The following is a 17,651-nucleotide window of genomic DNA, read 5'->3' on the forward strand; positions in this document are numbered from 1 at the left end:
GTCGGGGTACGGCGGCTTCCCGTACGCCCGGGGCGGCGACCGGCGCGCGCGGGTGCGGCCGATCGGCGGGCCGTGCCGGACGGCTCTGACGGCGGTGTGTCGATGCCCGCTGCGCCGATGTCTGGTGTGGCGAAGCCCGCTGCCTCGACGCCTGGTGTGCCGATGCCTGATGCGCCGACGTCTGGTGTGTCGACGTCTGGTGTGTCGACGTCTGGTGTGGCGACGGACGGTGCGCCAAGGCCCGGTGCGCCGACGCCCGTTGCTACGACGTCCGCTGCTGCGACGCGCGGTGTGCCGACGCCTGTTGCGGCGGCGCCCGACGCGGTTGCCGCGGCCCCGCGCCGGAGCGACGCGGTGGGCCGGGCCTACCGTCCGGTGCGGCCGCGTTCCGTCGGCGAACCGTTGACCGTGGCGCGGCGCCCCCGGTCACTGCCCCCGCGCCCGGTTGCGGCGGTTCCGGGGCCGGGCAGGACGCCGGATGCCGTTGACGAGCCGCCGAGTCAGGGCACGGACGCGCCGCAGCCCGTAGTGACGGCGGAAGAACCGGCCGGCGGCATGCGCCCGGCCGTGACCGGCGAGGCCGCCGTGCGGACGGCGCCCGGCCCGGGTGGCGCCGCCGCGCCCGCGCGAAACTGGCAGGCCGAAGGGGTGGTCCAGCGGGCCGCCGTGCCGGGCGCTGCCGCACCTACCCGCCCGGTCCTCGGCGCGCCCTTGACCGCGCTGCCCGCGAGCGCCTCACGTGTGGCCGCCACCGGCCCCCAGGCCCCTGATACCGCGTTGAGTGCGCCGGCCATGCCCCTCGTCCCCGCCGACGCGGGGTCCACCGGCCCCGAGGCGGGCGGACTCGATGGCGCCCGGCGGTCCGGGAACGGGGGCCACGACGCCACCTCCGGCCCGCGCACCCGCACGGTCGCCGGACCGGGCGGCCCGGCAGTGTCCCGCCCTGAGCGTGGGCCCGCCGGCGGTGCACCCGTCCAGCGCACGCCGTCCGGGGCTGCCAGCGCCTCGCACACACCGTCGTCGGCGGCCCACGAACGCACCGGACGGGTACCGCCCGACCCGGTCCCTGCCCGCACGCGCGGGGGCCTGGGCGCGCCCCTCGACGCGCTGCCGCCGACGGCGGCAGCGCCGGGCGGCACCGCTCCGCTGCTCGGCGGGCACCGACCGGTCCGGCGGATCGTGGGCCCGGCGGCGGGCGACGCAGCGGGCCGAAGCGCCGGGAGCGCGGCGGAGCAGGGCGCGCCCAGCGTCGCCGCGTCGGCGGTCGGCGAAGGGCCGCGCGTGCAGCGATCCGCCCGGCACCCCGGTGACGGCCCGACGGAGTCAACAGCACGGCCACGGAGGAACGATGACGGACGATCGGCAGGCCGGAACGGCCCTGCCGACGGTGGCCGAGGTGCGCACGCAGGTGCGGAGCGCGGCAGGAGCGGACCGGCGGCCGGGAGCGCGGCGGTCTCCGACACACCGTCCCCCAGCACCGGGACAGGGACGGCTGGTGGCCCCACCGTGCGGCCGATCGGTACCGGCTCGGAGCGCCGGCCGGGAACCGCGCGGCAGCCGATCGCCCCTGCGGCTCGGCCCAGCCATGCCGGGGCGCCGGATCGGGTCGGTGCTCCGCTCGGAAGCGGCGGCGGCCCGGCGGTTCCCGTGACGGTTCCCGTGCGTCCGGCCGTCGGCGGCTCGGGCGTGCAGCGAGCCGTCGAACTCACCGGCCCGAGGCGCGGGTTGCTCGGCGAGCGCCGGATGACGGTCGCCCTCGCCGCGCCGTCGGCGTCGTCCGTGACCAGCACCGGTGCTCCCGCCGGCACCGGCGCGGCGCCTGCCCCGCCCGTGGTCCCGGCTGTCTGGCCCAATGCGCTCGCGCCCCGCACGGACGGCCAACCGGCGGCCGAGTCGGCCGCGGGCGCTCCGCAGCGCTCGCCGGGTGCGGGGGACGGCCGTACCGCCACCGGGCAGTCGGCGGCGCAGGCGAGTCCGGTGCGGCTCCGCGCCCCGGGCGCCGCGGCGATGCCGGGTCGCTCGTCCGGTACGGATGCGGATCGCGGGGTCGTGGCTGCTGCGCAACGCTCGCGTTCCCGACGTTCGTCGGACCGCGGGGACGGCCGGGCGACGGCCGATCACCCGTTGGCGCAGAGGAGTTCGGTGCCGCCCGGCGCCACCCCGATCGCAGCTGCGCCTGCGGACCCACCGCGCGCGCTGCCCGGCCACCCCCGTGCGGCGGTGCCGAACGTGAGTGCCCTGCTGCTGCCGGGGGCACGGCGGCCGCAGCGTGGCGCCACGAGCGCGGGCCACCCGGCCCCGCGTTCTGCCGCCGCGCCGACGTCCGCAGGCCGCTCAGGCCCTGGGGCCCCCGGTTCGCCGTCCGCGACGGCGGCTGCCCTCCGCCCGCCCGTGGTCCGGCTCGCGCCTCTGGCGGCACCGTCGCTCCAGCAGCTTCCGGCCGCGTCCCGGCTCCCGCAACCGTCCCCGGCGCAGCCGCCCACCATCGCGGGACGGCCGGGCTCGGGCCGGGCACCGGGCCTGCAGCCTCCCACAGCGCCCTCGCCCGTCGTGTCGCGGACTGTACCGGCCGCGCGCCCCCCGAGCGCCCCGCCCGCGCCGCCGTCGCCCGGCACAGCGCGGTTGCTACAGCGGGTGGCCGAGCAGGCGGGCCTGTCCGGGGTGCCGCTGACCGCGGTGCCGGCGCGCACGCCGATTACCGTGCAGGCCGCCCCGCCGACCGCCCCGCCGTCCCGGGCTGCCTCGCCGTCCCAGGCGGCCCCACCACCCGCCGAGCCCGCCGGTGGCGGGCCCGCCGACCTCGACGAACTGGCCCGGCGCCTTGTCGAACCGGTCGGGCGGCTGCTGCGCACCGAACTGCGCAGGGGCAGGGAGCGCAGTGGGAAGCCGTACGACATGCGCCGCTGAGCGCAGACCCGGCGCAGGACGGCCGCCAGACAACCGCAGCGACGTGACCGGAAGCAGGAAGCGGAACCGATGACCGACAACATCTTCGCGAGCAGCGTGTTCTTCAGCCTGACCATCGGCGGCAACGACCTGGGCGAGTTCGCCACGTGCTCGGGACTCGGCGCCCAGGTCGAGATCGAGCAGTACGCGGAGGGCGGCAACAACGGCTTCGCCTGGCAATTGCCGGGTCGTATCACCTGGTCGAACATCACGCTGACCCGCGCGGTCACCGCGGACACCGCCAAGATCGCGCGCTGGCTGGACGAGATCGTCCGGAAGGTCGAGCCGAAGGACGGTGAGATCGTGGCGCTGCGGCCCGACTTGAGCCGGATCGTCGGCTGGCAGGTGCTCGGGATCGTTCCGGTGCGGTGGGAGGGCCCGTCCTTCGACCCCGCCAACTCCCAGGCCGCGGTGGAGACCCTGGAGATCGCCCACACGGGCCTGCGCCCGTCCTGACGCCACCCCGGTCCGCCCCCCCCTCACCGGCACCGCACCGGCCCCGCACCGGCACCGCTCCACCAGCCGTCCCACCCACGTAAGGAGCACCAGGATGTCCCCGGCGGTCCCCGCGAGCGTCACCCGGGCCCAACTGACCATCATGGAGCCCCCGTCCACGGTCGGCGCCCAGCCCGGCGGCGCGATCGCGCGACTTCCGCTCCAGTTCAACCCGGCGACCCTGGTGCTGCGCAAGACGACCGAGTGGCGGCGCACGCCGTCCCGGATGGCGGGCCAGTCCGCGTTGCCCGAGTTCGTCGGCAGCGGTCCGCGCTCGCTCTCGCTCGACGTGTTCCTGGACTCGACCGCGACCCACGACAACTCGGTGGAGCGGGCGGTGGAGCAGTTGATGACGGCGTGCGTGCCCACCCCGACCAGCCTGGCGCGCAGGACGCCGGCCAGTCCGTGGATCCGGCTGGACTGGGGCACCCTGACGACGACCTCGTTCAACGGGGTGCTGACCGGCCTCTCGGTCACCTACACGCTCTTCGACGTGGACGGCAATCCGCTGCGGGCGGTCTGCTCGCTCTCCATCGACGAGGCCAGCGTCGACCCGGCCGGCCAGAACCCGACCTCCGGCTCGCCGGAGGCCCGCAGCACCCACCGGGTGATCGCGGGCGACAGCCTGCCGCTGCTCGCCTGGCGCGCGTACGGGGACGCGACGGCCTGGCGCACCATCGCCGAGGCCAACGACATCGACGATCCGCTGGCGCTGGCCCCCGGCGCGGAGCTGATCGTGCCGGGGATCGACGAACTCACCCGGGGCGGGCGGCCGTGACCACCCCCGAGGCCCGGGGCGGCCGCCCGTTCGCCGCGGATCCCGTCGTCGAGGCGCCCGGACCGCTGCCGCCGGTCTGGGCGGCCCAGCTGGTCTCCTGCGACATCGAGGAGAGCGTCGGCCTGCCCGACACCGCGGTGCTGACCTTCCGGGACGCGGACCACACCTTCCTCGCCGCGACCGGGATCACCATCGGTACCGGGCTGCGGGTGTCCGTGGTCACTGTGCAGGGACACACCCAGGTGCGGCTGTTCACCGGCGAGGTGACCGCGTTGGAGCTGGAGGTGGACACCACGGGCTCGTACACCGTGGTGCGGGCGTCGGCGGTCACCCACCGGCTGATGCGCGGGCGCCGGGTGAGGGCCTTCCGGAACATGACGACCGCCGACATCGTCCGCGAGGTCGCCGCGGGCGCGGGCCTGACCTGCGGACGGATCGACTTCTTCCCGGTCGTCCACCAGCAGCTCTCCCAGGCGAACGTCCCGGACTGGGAGTTCCTCCAGTTCCTGGCGCAGGAGAACGGCGCGCAGGTGCGGGTCGACGACGACGGGCGGCTGGAGTTCGTCCGGCCCGAGCCCGCGTCCGGCGCACCGGCCCCCGCCACCCCCGCGCCGCAGAACCCGATGGTCCTGGAGTACGGCCGCAACCTGCTGGAGTTGCGCGGCGTGCTGACCGGCGTCGCCGGCGCGGACACGGTCGAGGCACGCGGCTGGAACGTCACCACCAAGAGCGCCCTGGTCGCCACCGAGCCGTCGCTGACCTCCCTGACCGTGCAGCCGGGGATGAGCCCTTCGGAGGTGACCTCCGCCTTCCCCGGCCCGGCCCGGCTGACCGTCGCCGACACCCCGTACCGCACCCAGGCGGAGACGACCGCCGCGGCGCGGTCGCTGGCCGCCTCGGTGGCCGCAGGCTTCGGTGAGCTGGAGGTGGTCGTCGAGGGCAACCCGCGGCTGCGGGCGGGCACCGCGGTCGCCCTGGGGAACGTCGGCGCCGCCTTCTCCGGCCGCTACACCGCCACCGGGGTGCGCCACCTCCTCGAACCGTTCCGCGGCTACCGGAGCACCGTGGTGGTCAGCACGGCGCCCGACCGCTCCCTGGCCGGCTTGGTCACCGGGGGCAACGCGCCGCCGCGCGGGCCGCGGATGCCGGGCCTGGCCGTCGCCGTGGTCACCGACGTCCGGGAGCCGGGCGACGGGCAGCGCGGCTGGGTGCGGCTGAAGTTCCCCTGGCTGGACGACAGTTACGTCTCCGACTGGGTGCGCACCGTGCAGTGGGGCGGCCACGGGGGTGGCGGTGTGGTCAGCCCCGAGGTCAACGACGAGGTGCTGGTCGGGTTCGAGCAGGGCGACCTGGACAGCCCCTACGTGCTGGGCGGGCTCTACAACGGCGTGGACCGGCCCTCGCCGCACGACGTGCCGCTGGTCGACGCGGCCGCCGGCACGGTCAACCGCCGCTCCGTGGTCTCCCGTTCGGGCCACCGCCTGGAGCTGCTGGACGTGCCGGGCGGCAGGTCCGGCGTCCGCCTGGCGAGCGGGGACGGGAAGCTTGAGGTCAGGTTGGACCAGCAGAGCGGAGAGATCGTCCTGACCGTCCACGGTGCGGGCGGCGCGGCGGGGAGCACGGTGCGCCTCTCCTCCTCCGGTATCACCCTCGACGCGGGCACCGGGGAGGTGAACGTGCGCGGCGGATCGGTGACCGTCCGGGGCACGACGGCGGTCACCGTGGACGGCGGAGCCGAGGCGGTGCTCAAGGGCGCTTTCGTCCGGATCAACTGACGGTGCGTCAATCAGCTGGCAGCAGACGCGTGCCCACGACCCGAAGGGCACCATCGGAATGGAGACCGCACATGCCCCCCGCAGCCCGGACCGGCGACCTCACCGATCACGGCGGCGCCCTCACCACCCCGCCGCCGGGCGCCGTCGCGGTGGCGACCGTGCTGATCGGCGGCCGTCCCGCCGCGGTGGTCGGCAGCCTGCACGCCTGCGTCCCGCACGTGGAGCTCGGCCCCGCCAACCTCGTCGAGCCCCAACCGGGCACGGTGACCGGGGGAGTGGTCCTGATCGGCGGGCTGCCCGCGGCCCGTCTGGGGGACAAGACGACCTGTGGCGCCACCATCACGACCGGCGCCTTCAACGTGCTGATCGGAGGCGACGCATGATCGAGCGAAGCATGGGGGTCCCCCCGGCCGGAGGCTGGGGGAGAATCATCGAGAGGTGCGTGTGGGCGAATGCCCCTGCCGAGCGGAGCGAGGTGGGCGCATGAGCGAGCGAAGCGAGCGAATCGTCGTGGGGCGCGTGTGGGCGAATGCCCCTGCCGAGCGGCGCGAGGTGGGCGCATGAGCGAGCGAAGCGAGCGAATCGTCGTGGGGTGCGTGTGGGCGAATGCCCCTGCCGAGCGGAGCGAGGTGGGCGCATGAGTGGGTTCATCGGCCGGGGCTGGGCCTTCCCGCTGCGGGTGAACGCCACCGGCGGCATCGGCATGGTGGACCGGAACCGGGAGATCGCGGAGGCCATCCGGCTGATCCTCGGCACCGCCCCCGGCGAGCGGCCGATGCGCCCGGAGTTCGGCTGCGGCATTCACGAGTACGTCTTCGCCCCGGGTGACAGCACCACCGCCGGACGGATCGCGCGCGAGGTGCGCATCGCACTGGAACGCTGGGAGCCGCGGATCGAGGTCGACGACGTGGTGATCGCCTTTGACAGCGTCGACGATGGCACGCTCTACATCGACGTCCACTACACCGTGCGCGCCACCAACGACCGCCGCAACCTCGTCTTCCCCTTCTACACCATCCCGGAGTCCCCGACCGCGGCGGACGGGGGTGCGAGCTGATGGCGCTGCCCTCCCCGAACCTGGACGACCGCCGCTTCCAGCAACTCGTCGACGAGGCCAAGAGGTACGTCCAGCAGCGCGCGCCCGAGTGGACCGACCACAACGTCTCCGACCCGGGCGTCACCCTCATCGAGACCTTCGCCTATCTGGTGGACCAGCTGCTCTACCGGCTGAACCGGGTACCGGAGAAGAACTACTCCGCCTTCCTCGACCTGCTGGGCATCCGGCTCTTCCCGCCCGCCGCGGCCAGGGCCGAGGTCGACTTCTGGCTCTCGGCCCCGCAGCCCGCGACGGTCCTGCTGCGGGCGGGCACCGAGGTCTCCACGCTGCGGACCGAGACCGACGACGCGGTGGTCTTCTCCACGGCCGAGGACCTCCCGGTCGTCCCCAGCTCGCTGGACCGGCTGGTCACCGTCTCCGCCTCCGGGGAGCAGTCCGACGGCACGGCCCGGCTGGCCGAAGGGGCGGACGTGCCGTGCTTCCAACCGCGTCCGGAGGTCGGGGACGCCATGCTCCTCGCCCTGCCGGCCGTGGTGCCGCGGTGCATCCTGGTCGTCCGGCTGGACAGCCGGGTGGAGGGCGTCGGTGTCGACCCGCGCCAGCCGCCGCTGGCATGGGAGGTGTGGGACGGCGCGCGCTGGATCGGCTGCGAGACCGGCAGCGACACCACCGGCGGCCTCAACCGGCCCGGCGAGGTGGTGGTGTTCGTGCCCGCCGGACACACCGCGTCGGTGGTCGCCGGTCGGCGGGCCGGCTGGCTGCGCTGCCGGGTCACCGAGCCGCTGCCGGGCCAGCCGTTCTACTCCGAGTCCCCCACCGTCCGCCGGGCCGAGGTGTTCACGGTCGGCGGCACCGCGACCGTCGTCCACGCGCAGACCGTCACCGACGCGCCGCTCGGCTCCTCGGAGGGGGTCGCGGGCCAGCGCTTCCGGCTCGCCAGGCCGCCGGTCCTGCTCGACGGCGAGCCTCCGGTGGTCGAGGCCTCGGCCGGCGACGGGTGGCAGCGGTGGACGGTCGTCGAACACTTCGGCGACTCGTCGCCGGCCGACCGGCACGTGGTGCTCGACGCGACCACCGGCGAGTTCCTCTTCCCGCCCGCGGTGCGGGAACCCGACGGCAGCCTGCGCGCCTTCGGCACGGTGCCGCCCAAGGGCGCGCGGCTGCGCGTCCCGCACTACCGCACCGGCGGCGGGATCGCGGGCAACGTCGCCCGGAGCACGATCACGGTGCTGCGCAGCTCGGTCCCGTACGTCGCCCGGGTGGACAACCGCGAGGCGGCCAGGGGCGGGGTCGACGGCGAGACCGTCGAGAACGCCAAGCTGCGCGCCCCGCACCAGCTGCGGTTGCAGGAACGCGCCGTCACGGCCGGGGACTTCGAGCTGATCGCCCGGCAGGCCGCGCCGTCCGCCGCCCGGATCAGCTGCGTGCCCGCCGTCGGCGGGGAGGCGGGGGCGGTGCGGGTGCTGGTGGTCCCCGACGCGGTGGCGGACGACGGCGACCGGCTGCGGTTCGAGCAACTGATCCCCGACGAGCAGGTGTTGGCCGCCGTCGCGACGGCCCTCGACGAGCGGCGGTTGATCGGCACCCGGATCACCGTGCAGCCCCCCGCCTACCAGGGAGTGACGGTGGTCGCCCGGCTCACCACCCGCTCCACGGAACCCGACCGGGTCCGTGAGGCGGTGCTCGCCACGCTGTACCGCTACCTCAACCCGCTGCGCGGCGGAGCCGACGGCTCGGGCTGGCCGTTCGGCCGGGCGGTGCAGTACGGGGAGGTGTTCGCCGTGCTCCAGCGGGTGGCCGCCGTCGCGGGGGTCGAGGAGCTGCGGCTGTTCCCGGCGGACCCGATCACCGGGCGCCGGGGCGCGCCCGCCGAGCGGGTCGAGGTCCCGCCGGACGCCCTGGTCTTCTCCCACCAGCACCAGGTCGTGGTCACCGCGTCGGCCGAGGACGGGCGGTCATGAGCAAGCAGAGCGAGGTGGGTGCATGAGCCGGGCCGCCGTCCCGGGACTGCCCAGTCCGCACCCGATCGGCGAGTTGCTACCCGCGCTCTTCGCCGACGACGACTTCGCCCAGCGGTTCACGGCCGGCCTGGACACCGTCCTCGCGCCGGTCTTCGCCACCCTGGACAACCTGCCCGCGTACTTCCGGCCCCGCCTCGCACCGGCCGACTTCCTTGACTGGCTGGCGTCCTGGGTCGCGGTGGACGTCAACCCGGCCTGGCCGGAGGAGGTGCGCCGCGCGGTGGTCGAGCGCGCGGTGGAGCTGCACCGGTGGCGCGGCACCCGACGCGGCCTCGCCGAGCGGCTTCGGCTGGTGCTGGGCGCCGGTGCCGAGATCACGGACGGCGGCGGCGTCTCCTGGTCCACCGCCCCCGGTGCCGCCCTGCCGCCCGCGCCGGGCGGTGAGGTGCTGATCCGGGTCTGGCCCCTGCGCGGTCCGGGGCTGGACGCCGACCAGGTGCTGTCCGTCGTCAGGGCGGGCTGCCCGGTCCACCTGACCTGCCGGGTGGAGATCCTGCCCGGTCCACCCGGGCGAGCGGAGGGCTGACGGATGCCGGTGTGCCCCGACTGCGGAACGGCCAACGGGGAGGGGGACGACTTCTGCGGCAACTGCGGTGCCTACCTGGGCTGGTCGCGCCGCGTCGCCGCCACGGCGGCGACGGCCGCCGAGCCCGCGCCCGCGAAGGTTGAGCCCGGGCCCGCGCCCGCGGAGGTTGAGCCCGGGCCTGCGCCCGCTGAGCCTGAGCCTGCGCCCGCCGCCGAGCCCCCGCGCTCGACCAGCGCCCGCGTGCGGCCGGCTCCCACCCCCGCTCCCGTTCCCGGACCGCAAGCCGATCCGGTGGCCGTGCAGCCTGCCAAACCCATCCCGACCCGCCCCGTCGTCCGGCCGTCCGCAGCCGACGGGACCCAGGACGGCCCGCCCTGCCCCCGGTGCGGCACGCCCAACCTGCCCGACCGCCGGTTCTGCCGCCATTGCGCGGCACCGCTGACCGTCACCGCACCCCCGCCGAAGTTGCCCTGGTGGCGCACCCGCTGGCCGTTCCGACGCCGGGCGCGGATCGGCGGTTCGGGCAACAGGCTGCGCCGCACCATCGCGCTGCTCGCACTGGTCGCGCTGGTGGTCGCGGGGATCCTGCTGTACCCGGTCGGCAGGAACGCCTACCAGGACGTGCTGGACAAGCTCCGAAGCACCGCGCCGATCACCCCCTCCCGGACCTCGGCGAGCGCCGCGGTCGAGGGCCATCCCGCGACCGCGGCCGACGACGGCCTCACCAATACCTACTGGGGAGCACCCGCGATCGGGGACTCCATCACCTTCACCTTCCGGACCCCGTTCCGGCTGGTGGACCTGATCATCCACACCGGCGACTCCGCGGACCCGCAGCAGTACCGGCAACAGGCCCGTCCCCTCGTCCTGTCCCTGGAGGTCACGGCCTCGGACGGCGAGCTGCACCGGCAACAGATCACGCTCAACGACCAGCCCGGTCCGCAGACCGTGGCGACCGGGATCAGCGACGTCGTCCAGGCGAAGCTCACCGTCCGCGAGGCCGCCGGAACCGGCCCCGGCCGCACCATCGCCCTGGCCGAGGTGGAGTTCTTCAAACGCACCTGAGCCCGCCGCCCGAAGCCGCCCGCCACGCCGAACCGGCGGACGGTGCAGTGGGGGTGCGTCGGGACGCGTGGAACGGCGTCGTCATCGGCGAGTTCCGGGCCGTCGCCGCCGACATCAAGCGGTCGCGCAGCAGGTGGCCGACCTGGCCCCGTGGACGTCGCGGCCGACCGGTAGGGTTCGGCCATGGTTGAATCCGGAGCACGCGCCGCCGACGAGAACACCGACCCGAGGACGGGTATCAAGTCCTCCGCGCGCCGACTGCTCGTCAAGCTGGGCGCCGACGGCCTGACCCTGGACGCCGTTGCCGGTGAGAGTGGTCTTGCCGTCGCGGACGTGCAGGCGGTCTTCCCGCACCGGGACGACCTGCTGACCGCGCTGGTCGTCGACGCCTACAACGAGTCCGGCGCCGCCATGGAGCAGGCCGACCGGGCCGCCGGGGACGCCGGTGCCTCGGCGGGCGCGAGGCTCCTCGCGGCGACCCGGGCACTGCGGCGATGGTCCTTCGACAACCCCGCGGAGTTCACCCTGATCTACGGCTCGCCCGTGCCCGGCTACCACGCCCCGCAGGACACCGTCCCGCCCGCGTCGCGCACGCCCGCCGTGCTGGCCGGAATCGTGCGCGCGGGCCTGGAGGCCGGCGAACTCACCCCGCCCCGGCGGGCGGTGCCCGGGCCGCCGCTGCTCCGGCCGGAGGCCGTGGAGCTGTTCGGCGGCCTGCCCGAGGCGCCGTTCGCGGACGTGATCGAGCGCGGCATCGTGCTGTGGAGCAGCCTGATCGGGCTCCTGGTGTTCCAGGTCTTCAGCCGCACCCACGACAGCGTCCGGGACGAGTCGGCGTTCTTCGACTTCGCCGTCGCCGTGGCGGCCGAGGGGATCGGACTCGTGGTTCCCCTGGGCGGCGAGAGCACCTCGGTCTGAAGCGAGAGCACTCCTGCCCTGTCAACTTGACCCGGTCCTGAAGGACTGGGCTTGTGGGTAGGGCGCGGCTGGCTGTCGCGTGGCCTCCCACGTCTGAGCCACCTAGGGGATGGCTGGGACGCGTGACTCACGCCCCGCGATCCACGCTGTCTCGCCCTTGCGGGCGATGTTGCGGGATGCGTTGTGGTCCGCGTGCATCATGACGCCGCAGGCGCGGCACGCGAACTCGGATTGCGTCGCCCGGTTCTTCCGTTCGACGTGGTGGCACTCGGAGCATTGCCGGCTGGTGTACGCCGGATCGACGTACACCAGCGGCACTCCGGCCCGCTTCGCCTTGTACTCCACGAAGGAGGCGAGCTGGTGGAAACTCCACGAGTGCAGTGGTTGCCGCTGGTCCTTGCGGAGCCGTACCCGGCTGCGGATGCCCGTGAGGTCTTCCAGGGCGATCCCGTAGCCGGTGCGTTCAGCGGTGGTGACGATGGTCTTGGAGATGATGTGGTTCTGGTTGGCGGCGTGCCGCTGCTCTTTGCGGGAGCGCTTCTTGAGCAGGCGCTTGGCGGACTTGGTGCCCTTGGCCTGGAGCTTCTTCGGTAGGTCGAGTTGCCGCTTGCGGTGCCGGTTGAGGCCGCGTCCGGCGGCGCGGTAGCCGGTGGATGCAGTGGCGATGTTCACGATGCCGAGGTCCACGCCGATGAACCCGGACGGGTCCTCGTTCGGGGGGGCTTCGGGGATGTCGCAGGTAGCGATCAGGTAGAATACGCCGTCGCGTTCGATCAGATCACTCTCGCCCCGCCGGTTCTCCCGCAGTGTCTTGAGCGCGTCCGGGGAACATGCGAACCGCACGCCCTTCAACCGCCCGGCAGTGGTCCGGATGCTCACGGTCTGCTGGTCGTACTGCCAGGACAGACACCGGTCGTCGTACGGCTGCGCGGCATCCAGACGAAAGACGATGGGCTTGGACTCCGCCTTGACGCGGCGCTCGGAACCCGGCTTGCCGAGGTTCCCGGCCCGCAGGTTCGCCGACAGGGTGGTGTAAGCATCGCGGGTCTTCTTGATGACGTGCTGCGCGGCCTGCGCCCCGAGCCCACGGGCTTTCAGTTCGGCGTAGGTGTGCTTGCGCAGCTCGTACTCACGCGGGACACCGCGTTCGAACGCCACGCCGGACACCCAGCACGCCGCCTCGTTGACCGCCCGCAGGGTGCACTCCAGTGCCGCCGCCTGCTCGGGCATCGGCAGGAGCTTCACCTGCGCCACGATCTTCATCAGCGTAACCATAGCATTGCTCTATGTCACCGCGATGGGAACCAAACCCCAACATCCGCAGGGGGCGCACGGTCGTCCACACGCTCCACGCCCACTTGGTCTTCACGCCCAAGTACCGGCGCGGACCGTTCACCGACGAGATCCTGCGACGCTGCGAAGAGATCATGCGCGCCGTCTGCGCCGACTTCGAAACAGAGCTGGTCGAGTTCAACGGCGAACGCGACCACGTCCACCTCCTCGTGCACTACCCGCCGAAGATCGCTCTGTCCCGACTGGTCGGCTCTCTCAAGGGCGTATCGGCCCGCCGCCTGCGCCTGGGGGTACCTCCCGGCCAAAGGCTGGGGGAGAGTTCCCCACCCACATCCGCAAGTACCTGTGGGGCGCGCACTTCTGGTCACCGTCCTACTTCGCAGCCTCCTGCGGCGGCGCGCCTCTGTCGATCATCAAGGAATACATCGAGAACCAGAAACGGCCCGAGTGATGCGGCGTCGCTCCGCGACGCCGAGACTCAGGAAGCGATTCCTCCCGGGCGTGAACCGCCCGGGGTTCCTCGCTAGATCACGCTGAAATCGGGCTCGGGAGAAGAGAATCGGCGGGGCGCAGCCCGTCACCGTCTCGGTCCTGCCACGGCGTACAGCACGGTGCCGGTCGCCAACAGGGCCAACGCGGTCCAGGTGGACACCGTCGTGCCGGGGGGAAAGGTCATCCAGCTGAGGATCTCTCCCGCGGTGCCGCGCAGCGGCGGGGCGAAGAAGGTGAACGCGAGCCAGCCGGTCGGCAGGGTCCAGGCGTACGGTGCCCCGCACACCGCCGCCCCGAGCGCGGCCAGGCCGGCCAGGCCCGCGCTGTCCCGGACGACGATCGCGGTAGGGGCGAGCTCCCGGCCCACCACCTGGACCGCCAGCAGCGCCGCACCGGCGACCGCGCCGATCAGCAGCACGTGCGCCGCCCGGCGGGGTGCCCACCGGATCGCGGCCGTCCTGTCCAGCGCGAGATCCTGCCCACCGAGCCCTACGGAGCCGGCCGCCACGTTCGCGGTGAGAAGCAGGACCGCGGTCCCCAGCTCCGTCGAGCCCTCGCCGCCGCCCTGGTTGAGGGCCCACACCACCAGCGCGACGAGCGTGACCACGGCGGCCGAGGCGGGCACCTGTCGTGAACGCGCGTACAGCATCAGCCAGTTCATCGCGACGCAACCCCCGCCAGCAGCTGAAGCTGGTTGTACGACGTGCAGGAGACAGTGGAGGCGTGCACCTCGGCGATCCGCGAGCGCTGCTCGGCCGGCGACAGCGCCGTCAGCTTCGCCCAGGTGACGTCGGCCTGCGCCCATGTCCCGTAGCTGTCGTCGCCCTTCTCCTCCAGCGGTACGAGGCGGGGATCACCGAGGGCCCAGCTCGCGGCGATGCTCTGGACGGCCATTGCCTCCCGTCCCCCGCCCTCCCGGGTGTTGTACGCACGGCAGTTCGGTGTCAGGCCCTGGGCGACCAGCGCGCGGGTCAGTTCCTCACCCTTCGCATCGGCGAACAGCCGTTCGTCGAAGTCGACCAGCACCACGTCGGCGGAGAATTCGCGCTCGTCGCCGACCGCGCGCAGCGCGGTGTCCTCCCGCACCGAGTTCGGCGCCTGGTCGCCCAAGGCGTCATGCAGCCGGCTCAGCGCCTCCTTGCCACGCGGCGCGAGCTCGGGCAGGCGTGAGCGGTTCGCCTGCGTCACGCACACCGGACCGTCGCAGACCAGGGCCGCGGCGGCCTTGTCGACGACATAGCTGTCGCGCGCAGCGGCCGGGAGGACCAGCAGGGCCAGGGCCGCGCCGGTCAGCATGGGAGTCACCGCGAGCAGCCGGGCCCGGCGGGTCACGGCCGTCAGCAGCGCGAGGCCGGTGGCGAGCAGGCCGAGCAGCCAGATCGTCTGGCCGAGGTGCACGGAGCCGGACAGGGTCAGCAGCATCTGCCGCGGCTCCACGGACGCCGGTGACAGCAGGGAGAGCCGGTTCGGCACGATGCTCGTCGGCAGTGCCTCGTCACCTCTCTGCCGCAGGAGTTGGCCCGCCAGCGTGAAGAAGACCAACACCAGCGCCGGCGGGGTGAGCACGGAGGGCAGGGCCTGCGCGACGCCCATGCCGAACACGGCCCCCGCGACGAGGGCCAGCGCCGCCACCAGCGAGATCGGCAGCCAGTCGAGGGACGTGTAGGTGGTGGCGCCGAGGGCCACCTGGACTCCGCCCACGAGGACGAGGAGGCCGAAGCCCGCCGCCAGCACGAGCGCCAGCGTGCCGGCCGGCAGCGCCGCGCGGCGCCAGGCCGGCATCGGCGTGGTCGTCAGCAGTTCGGTCATCCGCGAGCGGGAGTCACGCAACCCGTACGCCGCCCCCAGGCCCACCACGAGCGGCCACCAGAAGGCCAGCCAGTACCGGGTCCACATGGCCATGGTGGTCCACTGGGCCGTCCACCCGGCGGTGCCCTTCCACCAGATCCCGTCGAACAGGAAGAAGATCGCCAGGCTGCCGCCCAGGACGACGATGCCGGCCCACGGGGCGGCGGAGCGCCTCAGCTCGGTCCGCAGTACACGTGCGTTCACCAGGTGCCCCCCTGCTGGCCGTTGTTGCGGAGCAGTGCCGAGTAGCCGCGCTCCAGCGGGCTGTCGCCCGGGTACTCGGGGCCGCCCGCCGCGGCCAGGTCCTCCGGTGTGCCCTGGAAGACGAGGCGGCCGTCGGCGAAGAGCACCACGTCGGAGCAGGCGGCCGCGACGTCCTCGACCAGGTGGGTGGAGACGACCACGCAGGTGTCGCGACCCAACTCCTGCAGCAGTTCGCGAAAGCGCAGCCGCTGCGCCGGGTCCAGGCCGGCCGTCGGCTCGTCCAGCAGCAGCACCTCCGGGTCGTTGACGATGGCCTGGGCGATGCCGGCCCGCCGCACCATGCCGCCGGACAGGGTCTTCATCCGGTGGTCGGCGCGGTCCGCCAGGCCCACCCGTTCCACGGCGCGCTGGACGGCCGCGGGGATGTCCGCCTTCGGGACCTCCTTCAACCAGGCCATGTACTCGACGAACTCGCGCACCGTGAAGCGCTTGTAGTAGCCGAACTCCTGAGGCAGGTAGCCGATCCGGCGGCGCAGGGCCCGGTGGTCGCCCAGCCCGCCCACGGAGGTGCCGAGCAGCTCCAGTTCGCCCCCGGCGGGGCGCAGCACGGTGGCCAGCGCCCGGATCAGGGTGGTCTTTCCCGCTCCGTTGGGCCCCAGGAGGCCGTGGGCGCCGGTGCCCAGGGCGAGGTCGAGCCCGTCGACGGCCATCTTCTTCCGTCCGACGCGGACTCTCAGGCCGCTGGCCCGGATCTCCCAGGCGTAGGTCTTCGGCGCGGTGTCGGCCGCGCTCGTCGTGGGTGGCATGCGGTGGTCCCTTTCGAGGGTCGACGATGGTTTCACAGCTTTCACAGCACTGAGTACGCGTTCCTGCGGGCGATCACGGCGCCGATGCCGAGCGCGAGGAGCAGCCCCCATACGGGCAGTTGGTCCGGCTCCAGCGCGAGGAGGGCGAGGCCGGCGTCCCATGCGGGTGCCGCGACGACGACGCCCCACGCGGCCACCAGGGCGACGGCGGCACGGGTCACACCGACCACGCTGCCCAGCGCCAGGGCGGTGGAGGTGAAGGCCAGGGAGGGCAGCAGCCACTGCGCGGCCGTCATGGTTCCGGTCAGCCATCCCGCCAGCAGGAGCCCGGGCAGGACCACCACGAGTACCGCCGTGGTGCGTCTGAGGAGCAGGGGCAGGCCGGCCCGGGCGGTCGAGGCCGTCAGTTCGTGCGCCGGGTCCAGGCCGCGCGACCACGAGGCGGCGACACCGCACAGCGGCAGCACGGGCGCGATCGTCACCATGGGAGAGGCGTCGCCGAAGAGCGTCGGCGACGAGAGCGCGTCCAGCAGCAGCGCCATCAGGGTGACGGCGACGGTCATGGCCAGCCACGGGGCCATGACCGGTGTCAGCCAGGCCGACACCCACCTCGGGCGGTGTCGCCGCGAGGGCCTCCGGACGGCCGCGTCCAACTGCGGTTCCAGACCGGCCCGGACGGTGTCGACGAGCGCGGCGATGCCGGGCGCCTCGGTGGCCACGGAGGCCGCCAGGCGGCTCCGGCACGGCGCGCACGTCTCCAGATGGGCCTCCAGCGCCCACACCGTGTCCGCGGCCATCTCCGTATCACCACGTGCATAGTCGTCGATCAACCGCATCGACGCGTGTTCCGCACTCATGCCAGCGCCTTCCGCATCGCGATCCGGGCCCGGCGGGCGCGTGTTTTGACGGTGCCTTCGGGCAGTCTGAGCAGGACGGCGGTCTCCCGGACGGAGAGCCCGTCGAGCACCGTGGCCTGCAGGACCTGTCGGAGTTCCGGCGCCAGTTGCCGCAGGGCGTCGCCGACGTCGCCGCCGACCGTCCCGGCGAGCACCTGTTCCTCCGCTGCGGGCACCACCGCCCGCTCGGCGGCGGCTACCGGCGGTTCGGCGTGGTGGGCACGGCGCCGGAACGCATCGACGAGGCGGCGCGCCGCGATCGTCCACAGCCACCCGACGGCCGTGCCGCCGACCGCGCTCCCGGCGAACGCGCCGGCCGCGCGCCACACCGCCAGATAGGTCTCCTGCATGACTTCGGCGACGATCTGCTCGTCGGCGCAGCGGCGGCGCAGCCGCACCGCCAGCCACGGCGACGTGCGTCGGTACAACTCGTCGAACGCCCCGCGGTCACCTCTGGCCACCAGCCGGAGGAGGCGTTCCTCGTCCAGCTCGTCCAGTGCTCTCCTGCGTGATCTCACACCAGCCAGACGC

The 17,651-nt window shown here is 73.9% G+C and carries 16 protein-coding genes and 1 pseudogene; 11 read left to right on the plus strand and 6 right to left on the minus strand.

The annotated features are described in order from the left end of the window. The first annotated feature begins 2,634 nt into the window (after positions 1–2,634). The 10 genes from KV557_RS24020 (at position 2,635) to KV557_RS24065 (ending at position 11,581) form a co-directional block, all read left to right on the plus strand. Positions 2,635–2,907, plus strand: coding sequence for a hypothetical protein (locus tag KV557_RS24020; protein ID WP_218203535.1), 273 nt, complete (start codon positions 2,635–2,637; stop codon positions 2,905–2,907). Between the two features lie 69 nt (positions 2,908–2,976). After that, the gene (locus KV557_RS24025; RefSeq protein ID WP_218203536.1) at positions 2,977–3,402 is read left to right on the plus strand and encodes a phage tail protein; all 426 of its coding nucleotides are present in this window, start codon (positions 2,977–2,979) and stop codon (positions 3,400–3,402) included. 94 nt (positions 3,403–3,496) lie between these two features. Beyond that, positions 3,497–4,219 carry a CIS tube protein gene (locus tag KV557_RS24030; RefSeq protein ID WP_218203537.1) on the plus strand — a complete coding sequence of 241 codons (723 nt, stop codon included), beginning with the start codon at positions 3,497–3,499 and terminating at the stop codon, positions 4,217–4,219. Further along, complete coding sequence (locus KV557_RS24035) at positions 4,216–5,994, plus strand: VgrG-related protein (protein WP_218203538.1); 1,779 nt, start codon at positions 4,216–4,218, stop codon at positions 5,992–5,994. Before KV557_RS24030 ends, KV557_RS24035 begins: the two co-directional genes overlap by 4 nt. Positions 5,995–6,065: 71 nt before the next feature. After that, the gene (locus KV557_RS24040; protein ID WP_218203539.1) at positions 6,066–6,377 is read left to right on the plus strand and encodes a PAAR domain-containing protein; all 312 of its coding nucleotides are present in this window, start codon (positions 6,066–6,068) and stop codon (positions 6,375–6,377) included. Between the two features lie 254 nt (positions 6,378–6,631). Beyond that, positions 6,632–7,051, plus strand: coding sequence for a GPW/gp25 family protein (locus KV557_RS24045; RefSeq protein ID WP_218203540.1), 420 nt, complete (start codon positions 6,632–6,634; stop codon positions 7,049–7,051). Next, positions 7,051–9,012: a putative baseplate assembly protein gene (locus tag KV557_RS24050; RefSeq protein ID WP_218203541.1), complete on the plus strand. Its 1,962-nt coding sequence runs from the start codon at positions 7,051–7,053 to the stop codon at positions 9,010–9,012. Before KV557_RS24045 ends, KV557_RS24050 begins: the two co-directional genes overlap by 1 nt. A 22-nt stretch (positions 9,013–9,034) precedes the next feature. Beyond that, positions 9,035–9,598 carry a phage tail protein I gene (locus tag KV557_RS24055; protein WP_218203542.1) on the plus strand — a complete coding sequence of 188 codons (564 nt, stop codon included), beginning with the start codon at positions 9,035–9,037 and terminating at the stop codon, positions 9,596–9,598. Positions 9,599–9,889: 291 nt separating this feature from the next. Further along, positions 9,890–10,663, plus strand: coding sequence for a zinc ribbon domain-containing protein (locus KV557_RS24060; protein WP_308130045.1), 774 nt, complete (start codon positions 9,890–9,892; stop codon positions 10,661–10,663). A gap of 183 nt (positions 10,664–10,846) precedes the next feature. Next, a complete protein-coding gene (locus KV557_RS24065) occupies positions 10,847–11,581 on the plus strand; it encodes a TetR-like C-terminal domain-containing protein (RefSeq protein ID WP_218203544.1) in 735 nt (244 codons plus the stop codon). Between the two features lie 102 nt (positions 11,582–11,683). On the opposite strand, the gene KV557_RS24070 is transcribed toward KV557_RS24065, so the two are convergent. Then, complete coding sequence (locus KV557_RS24070; protein ID WP_218203545.1) at positions 11,684–12,856, minus strand: RNA-guided endonuclease InsQ/TnpB family protein; 1,173 nt, start codon at positions 12,854–12,856, stop codon at positions 11,684–11,686. 11 nt (positions 12,857–12,867) lie between these two features. On the opposite strand from KV557_RS24070, the pseudogene tnpA reads away from it, so the two are divergent. Beyond that, positions 12,868–13,325, plus strand: a pseudogene (gene tnpA, locus KV557_RS24075) (IS200/IS605 family transposase). Between the two features lie 126 nt (positions 13,326–13,451). On the opposite strand, the gene KV557_RS24080 reads toward tnpA, so the two are convergent. Genes KV557_RS24080 through KV557_RS24100 form a run of 5 tightly spaced genes read right to left on the minus strand, consistent with a single transcriptional unit; the run spans position 13,452 to position 17,638 of the window. Then, positions 13,452–14,027, minus strand: a complete 576-nt coding sequence (locus KV557_RS24080; protein WP_218203546.1) for a hypothetical protein — start codon at positions 14,025–14,027, stop codon at positions 13,452–13,454. Then, positions 14,024–15,418, minus strand: a complete 1,395-nt coding sequence (locus KV557_RS24085) for a hypothetical protein (protein WP_218203547.1) — start codon at positions 15,416–15,418, stop codon at positions 14,024–14,026. The genes KV557_RS24080 and KV557_RS24085 overlap by 4 nt, the downstream gene beginning before the upstream one ends. Beyond that, the gene (locus KV557_RS24090) at positions 15,415–16,224 is read right to left on the minus strand and encodes an ABC transporter ATP-binding protein (protein ID WP_218203548.1); all 810 of its coding nucleotides are present in this window, start codon (positions 16,222–16,224) and stop codon (positions 15,415–15,417) included. The genes KV557_RS24085 and KV557_RS24090 overlap by 4 nt, the downstream gene beginning before the upstream one ends. Positions 16,225–16,265: 41 nt before the next feature. Further along, positions 16,266–17,081, minus strand: a complete 816-nt coding sequence (locus tag KV557_RS24095) for a zf-HC2 domain-containing protein (RefSeq protein ID WP_218203549.1) — start codon at positions 17,079–17,081, stop codon at positions 16,266–16,268. After that, positions 17,078–17,638 carry an RNA polymerase sigma factor gene (locus tag KV557_RS24100; RefSeq protein WP_218203550.1) on the minus strand — a complete coding sequence of 187 codons (561 nt, stop codon included), beginning with the start codon at positions 17,636–17,638 and terminating at the stop codon, positions 17,078–17,080. The genes KV557_RS24095 and KV557_RS24100 overlap by 4 nt, the downstream gene beginning before the upstream one ends. Positions 17,639–17,651 lie beyond the last annotated feature (13 nt).

Origin of the sequence: Kitasatospora aureofaciens (genome assembly GCF_019192735.1) — a bacterium.
In the GTDB taxonomy this organism is placed as follows: Bacteria; Actinomycetota; Actinomycetes; order Streptomycetales; family Streptomycetaceae; genus Kitasatospora; species Kitasatospora aureofaciens_A.

Coding starts and splice junctions, on each gene's coding strand:
- KV557_RS24025 (WP_218203536.1), top strand. CDS start 2,977: ATGACCGACAACATCTTCGCGAGCAGCGTGTTCTTCAGCCTGACCATC.
- KV557_RS24030 (WP_218203537.1), top strand. CDS start 3,497: ATGTCCCCGGCGGTCCCCGCGAGCGTCACCCGGGCCCAACTGACCATC.
- KV557_RS24040 (WP_218203539.1), top strand. CDS start 6,066: ATGCCCCCCGCAGCCCGGACCGGCGACCTCACCGATCACGGCGGCGCC.
- KV557_RS24045 (WP_218203540.1), top strand. CDS start 6,632: ATGAGTGGGTTCATCGGCCGGGGCTGGGCCTTCCCGCTGCGGGTGAAC.
- KV557_RS24050 (WP_218203541.1), top strand. CDS start 7,051: ATGGCGCTGCCCTCCCCGAACCTGGACGACCGCCGCTTCCAGCAACTC.
- KV557_RS24055 (WP_218203542.1), top strand. CDS start 9,035: ATGAGCCGGGCCGCCGTCCCGGGACTGCCCAGTCCGCACCCGATCGGC.
- KV557_RS24065 (WP_218203544.1), top strand. CDS start 10,847: ATGGTTGAATCCGGAGCACGCGCCGCCGACGAGAACACCGACCCGAGG.
- KV557_RS24070 (WP_218203545.1), bottom strand. CDS start 12,856: ATGGTTACGCTGATGAAGATCGTGGCGCAGGTGAAGCTCCTGCCGATG.
- KV557_RS24080 (WP_218203546.1), bottom strand. CDS start 14,027: ATGAACTGGCTGATGCTGTACGCGCGTTCACGACAGGTGCCCGCCTCG.
- KV557_RS24090 (WP_218203548.1), bottom strand. CDS start 16,224: ATGCCACCCACGACGAGCGCGGCCGACACCGCGCCGAAGACCTACGCC.
- KV557_RS24095 (WP_218203549.1), bottom strand. CDS start 17,081: ATGAGTGCGGAACACGCGTCGATGCGGTTGATCGACGACTATGCACGT.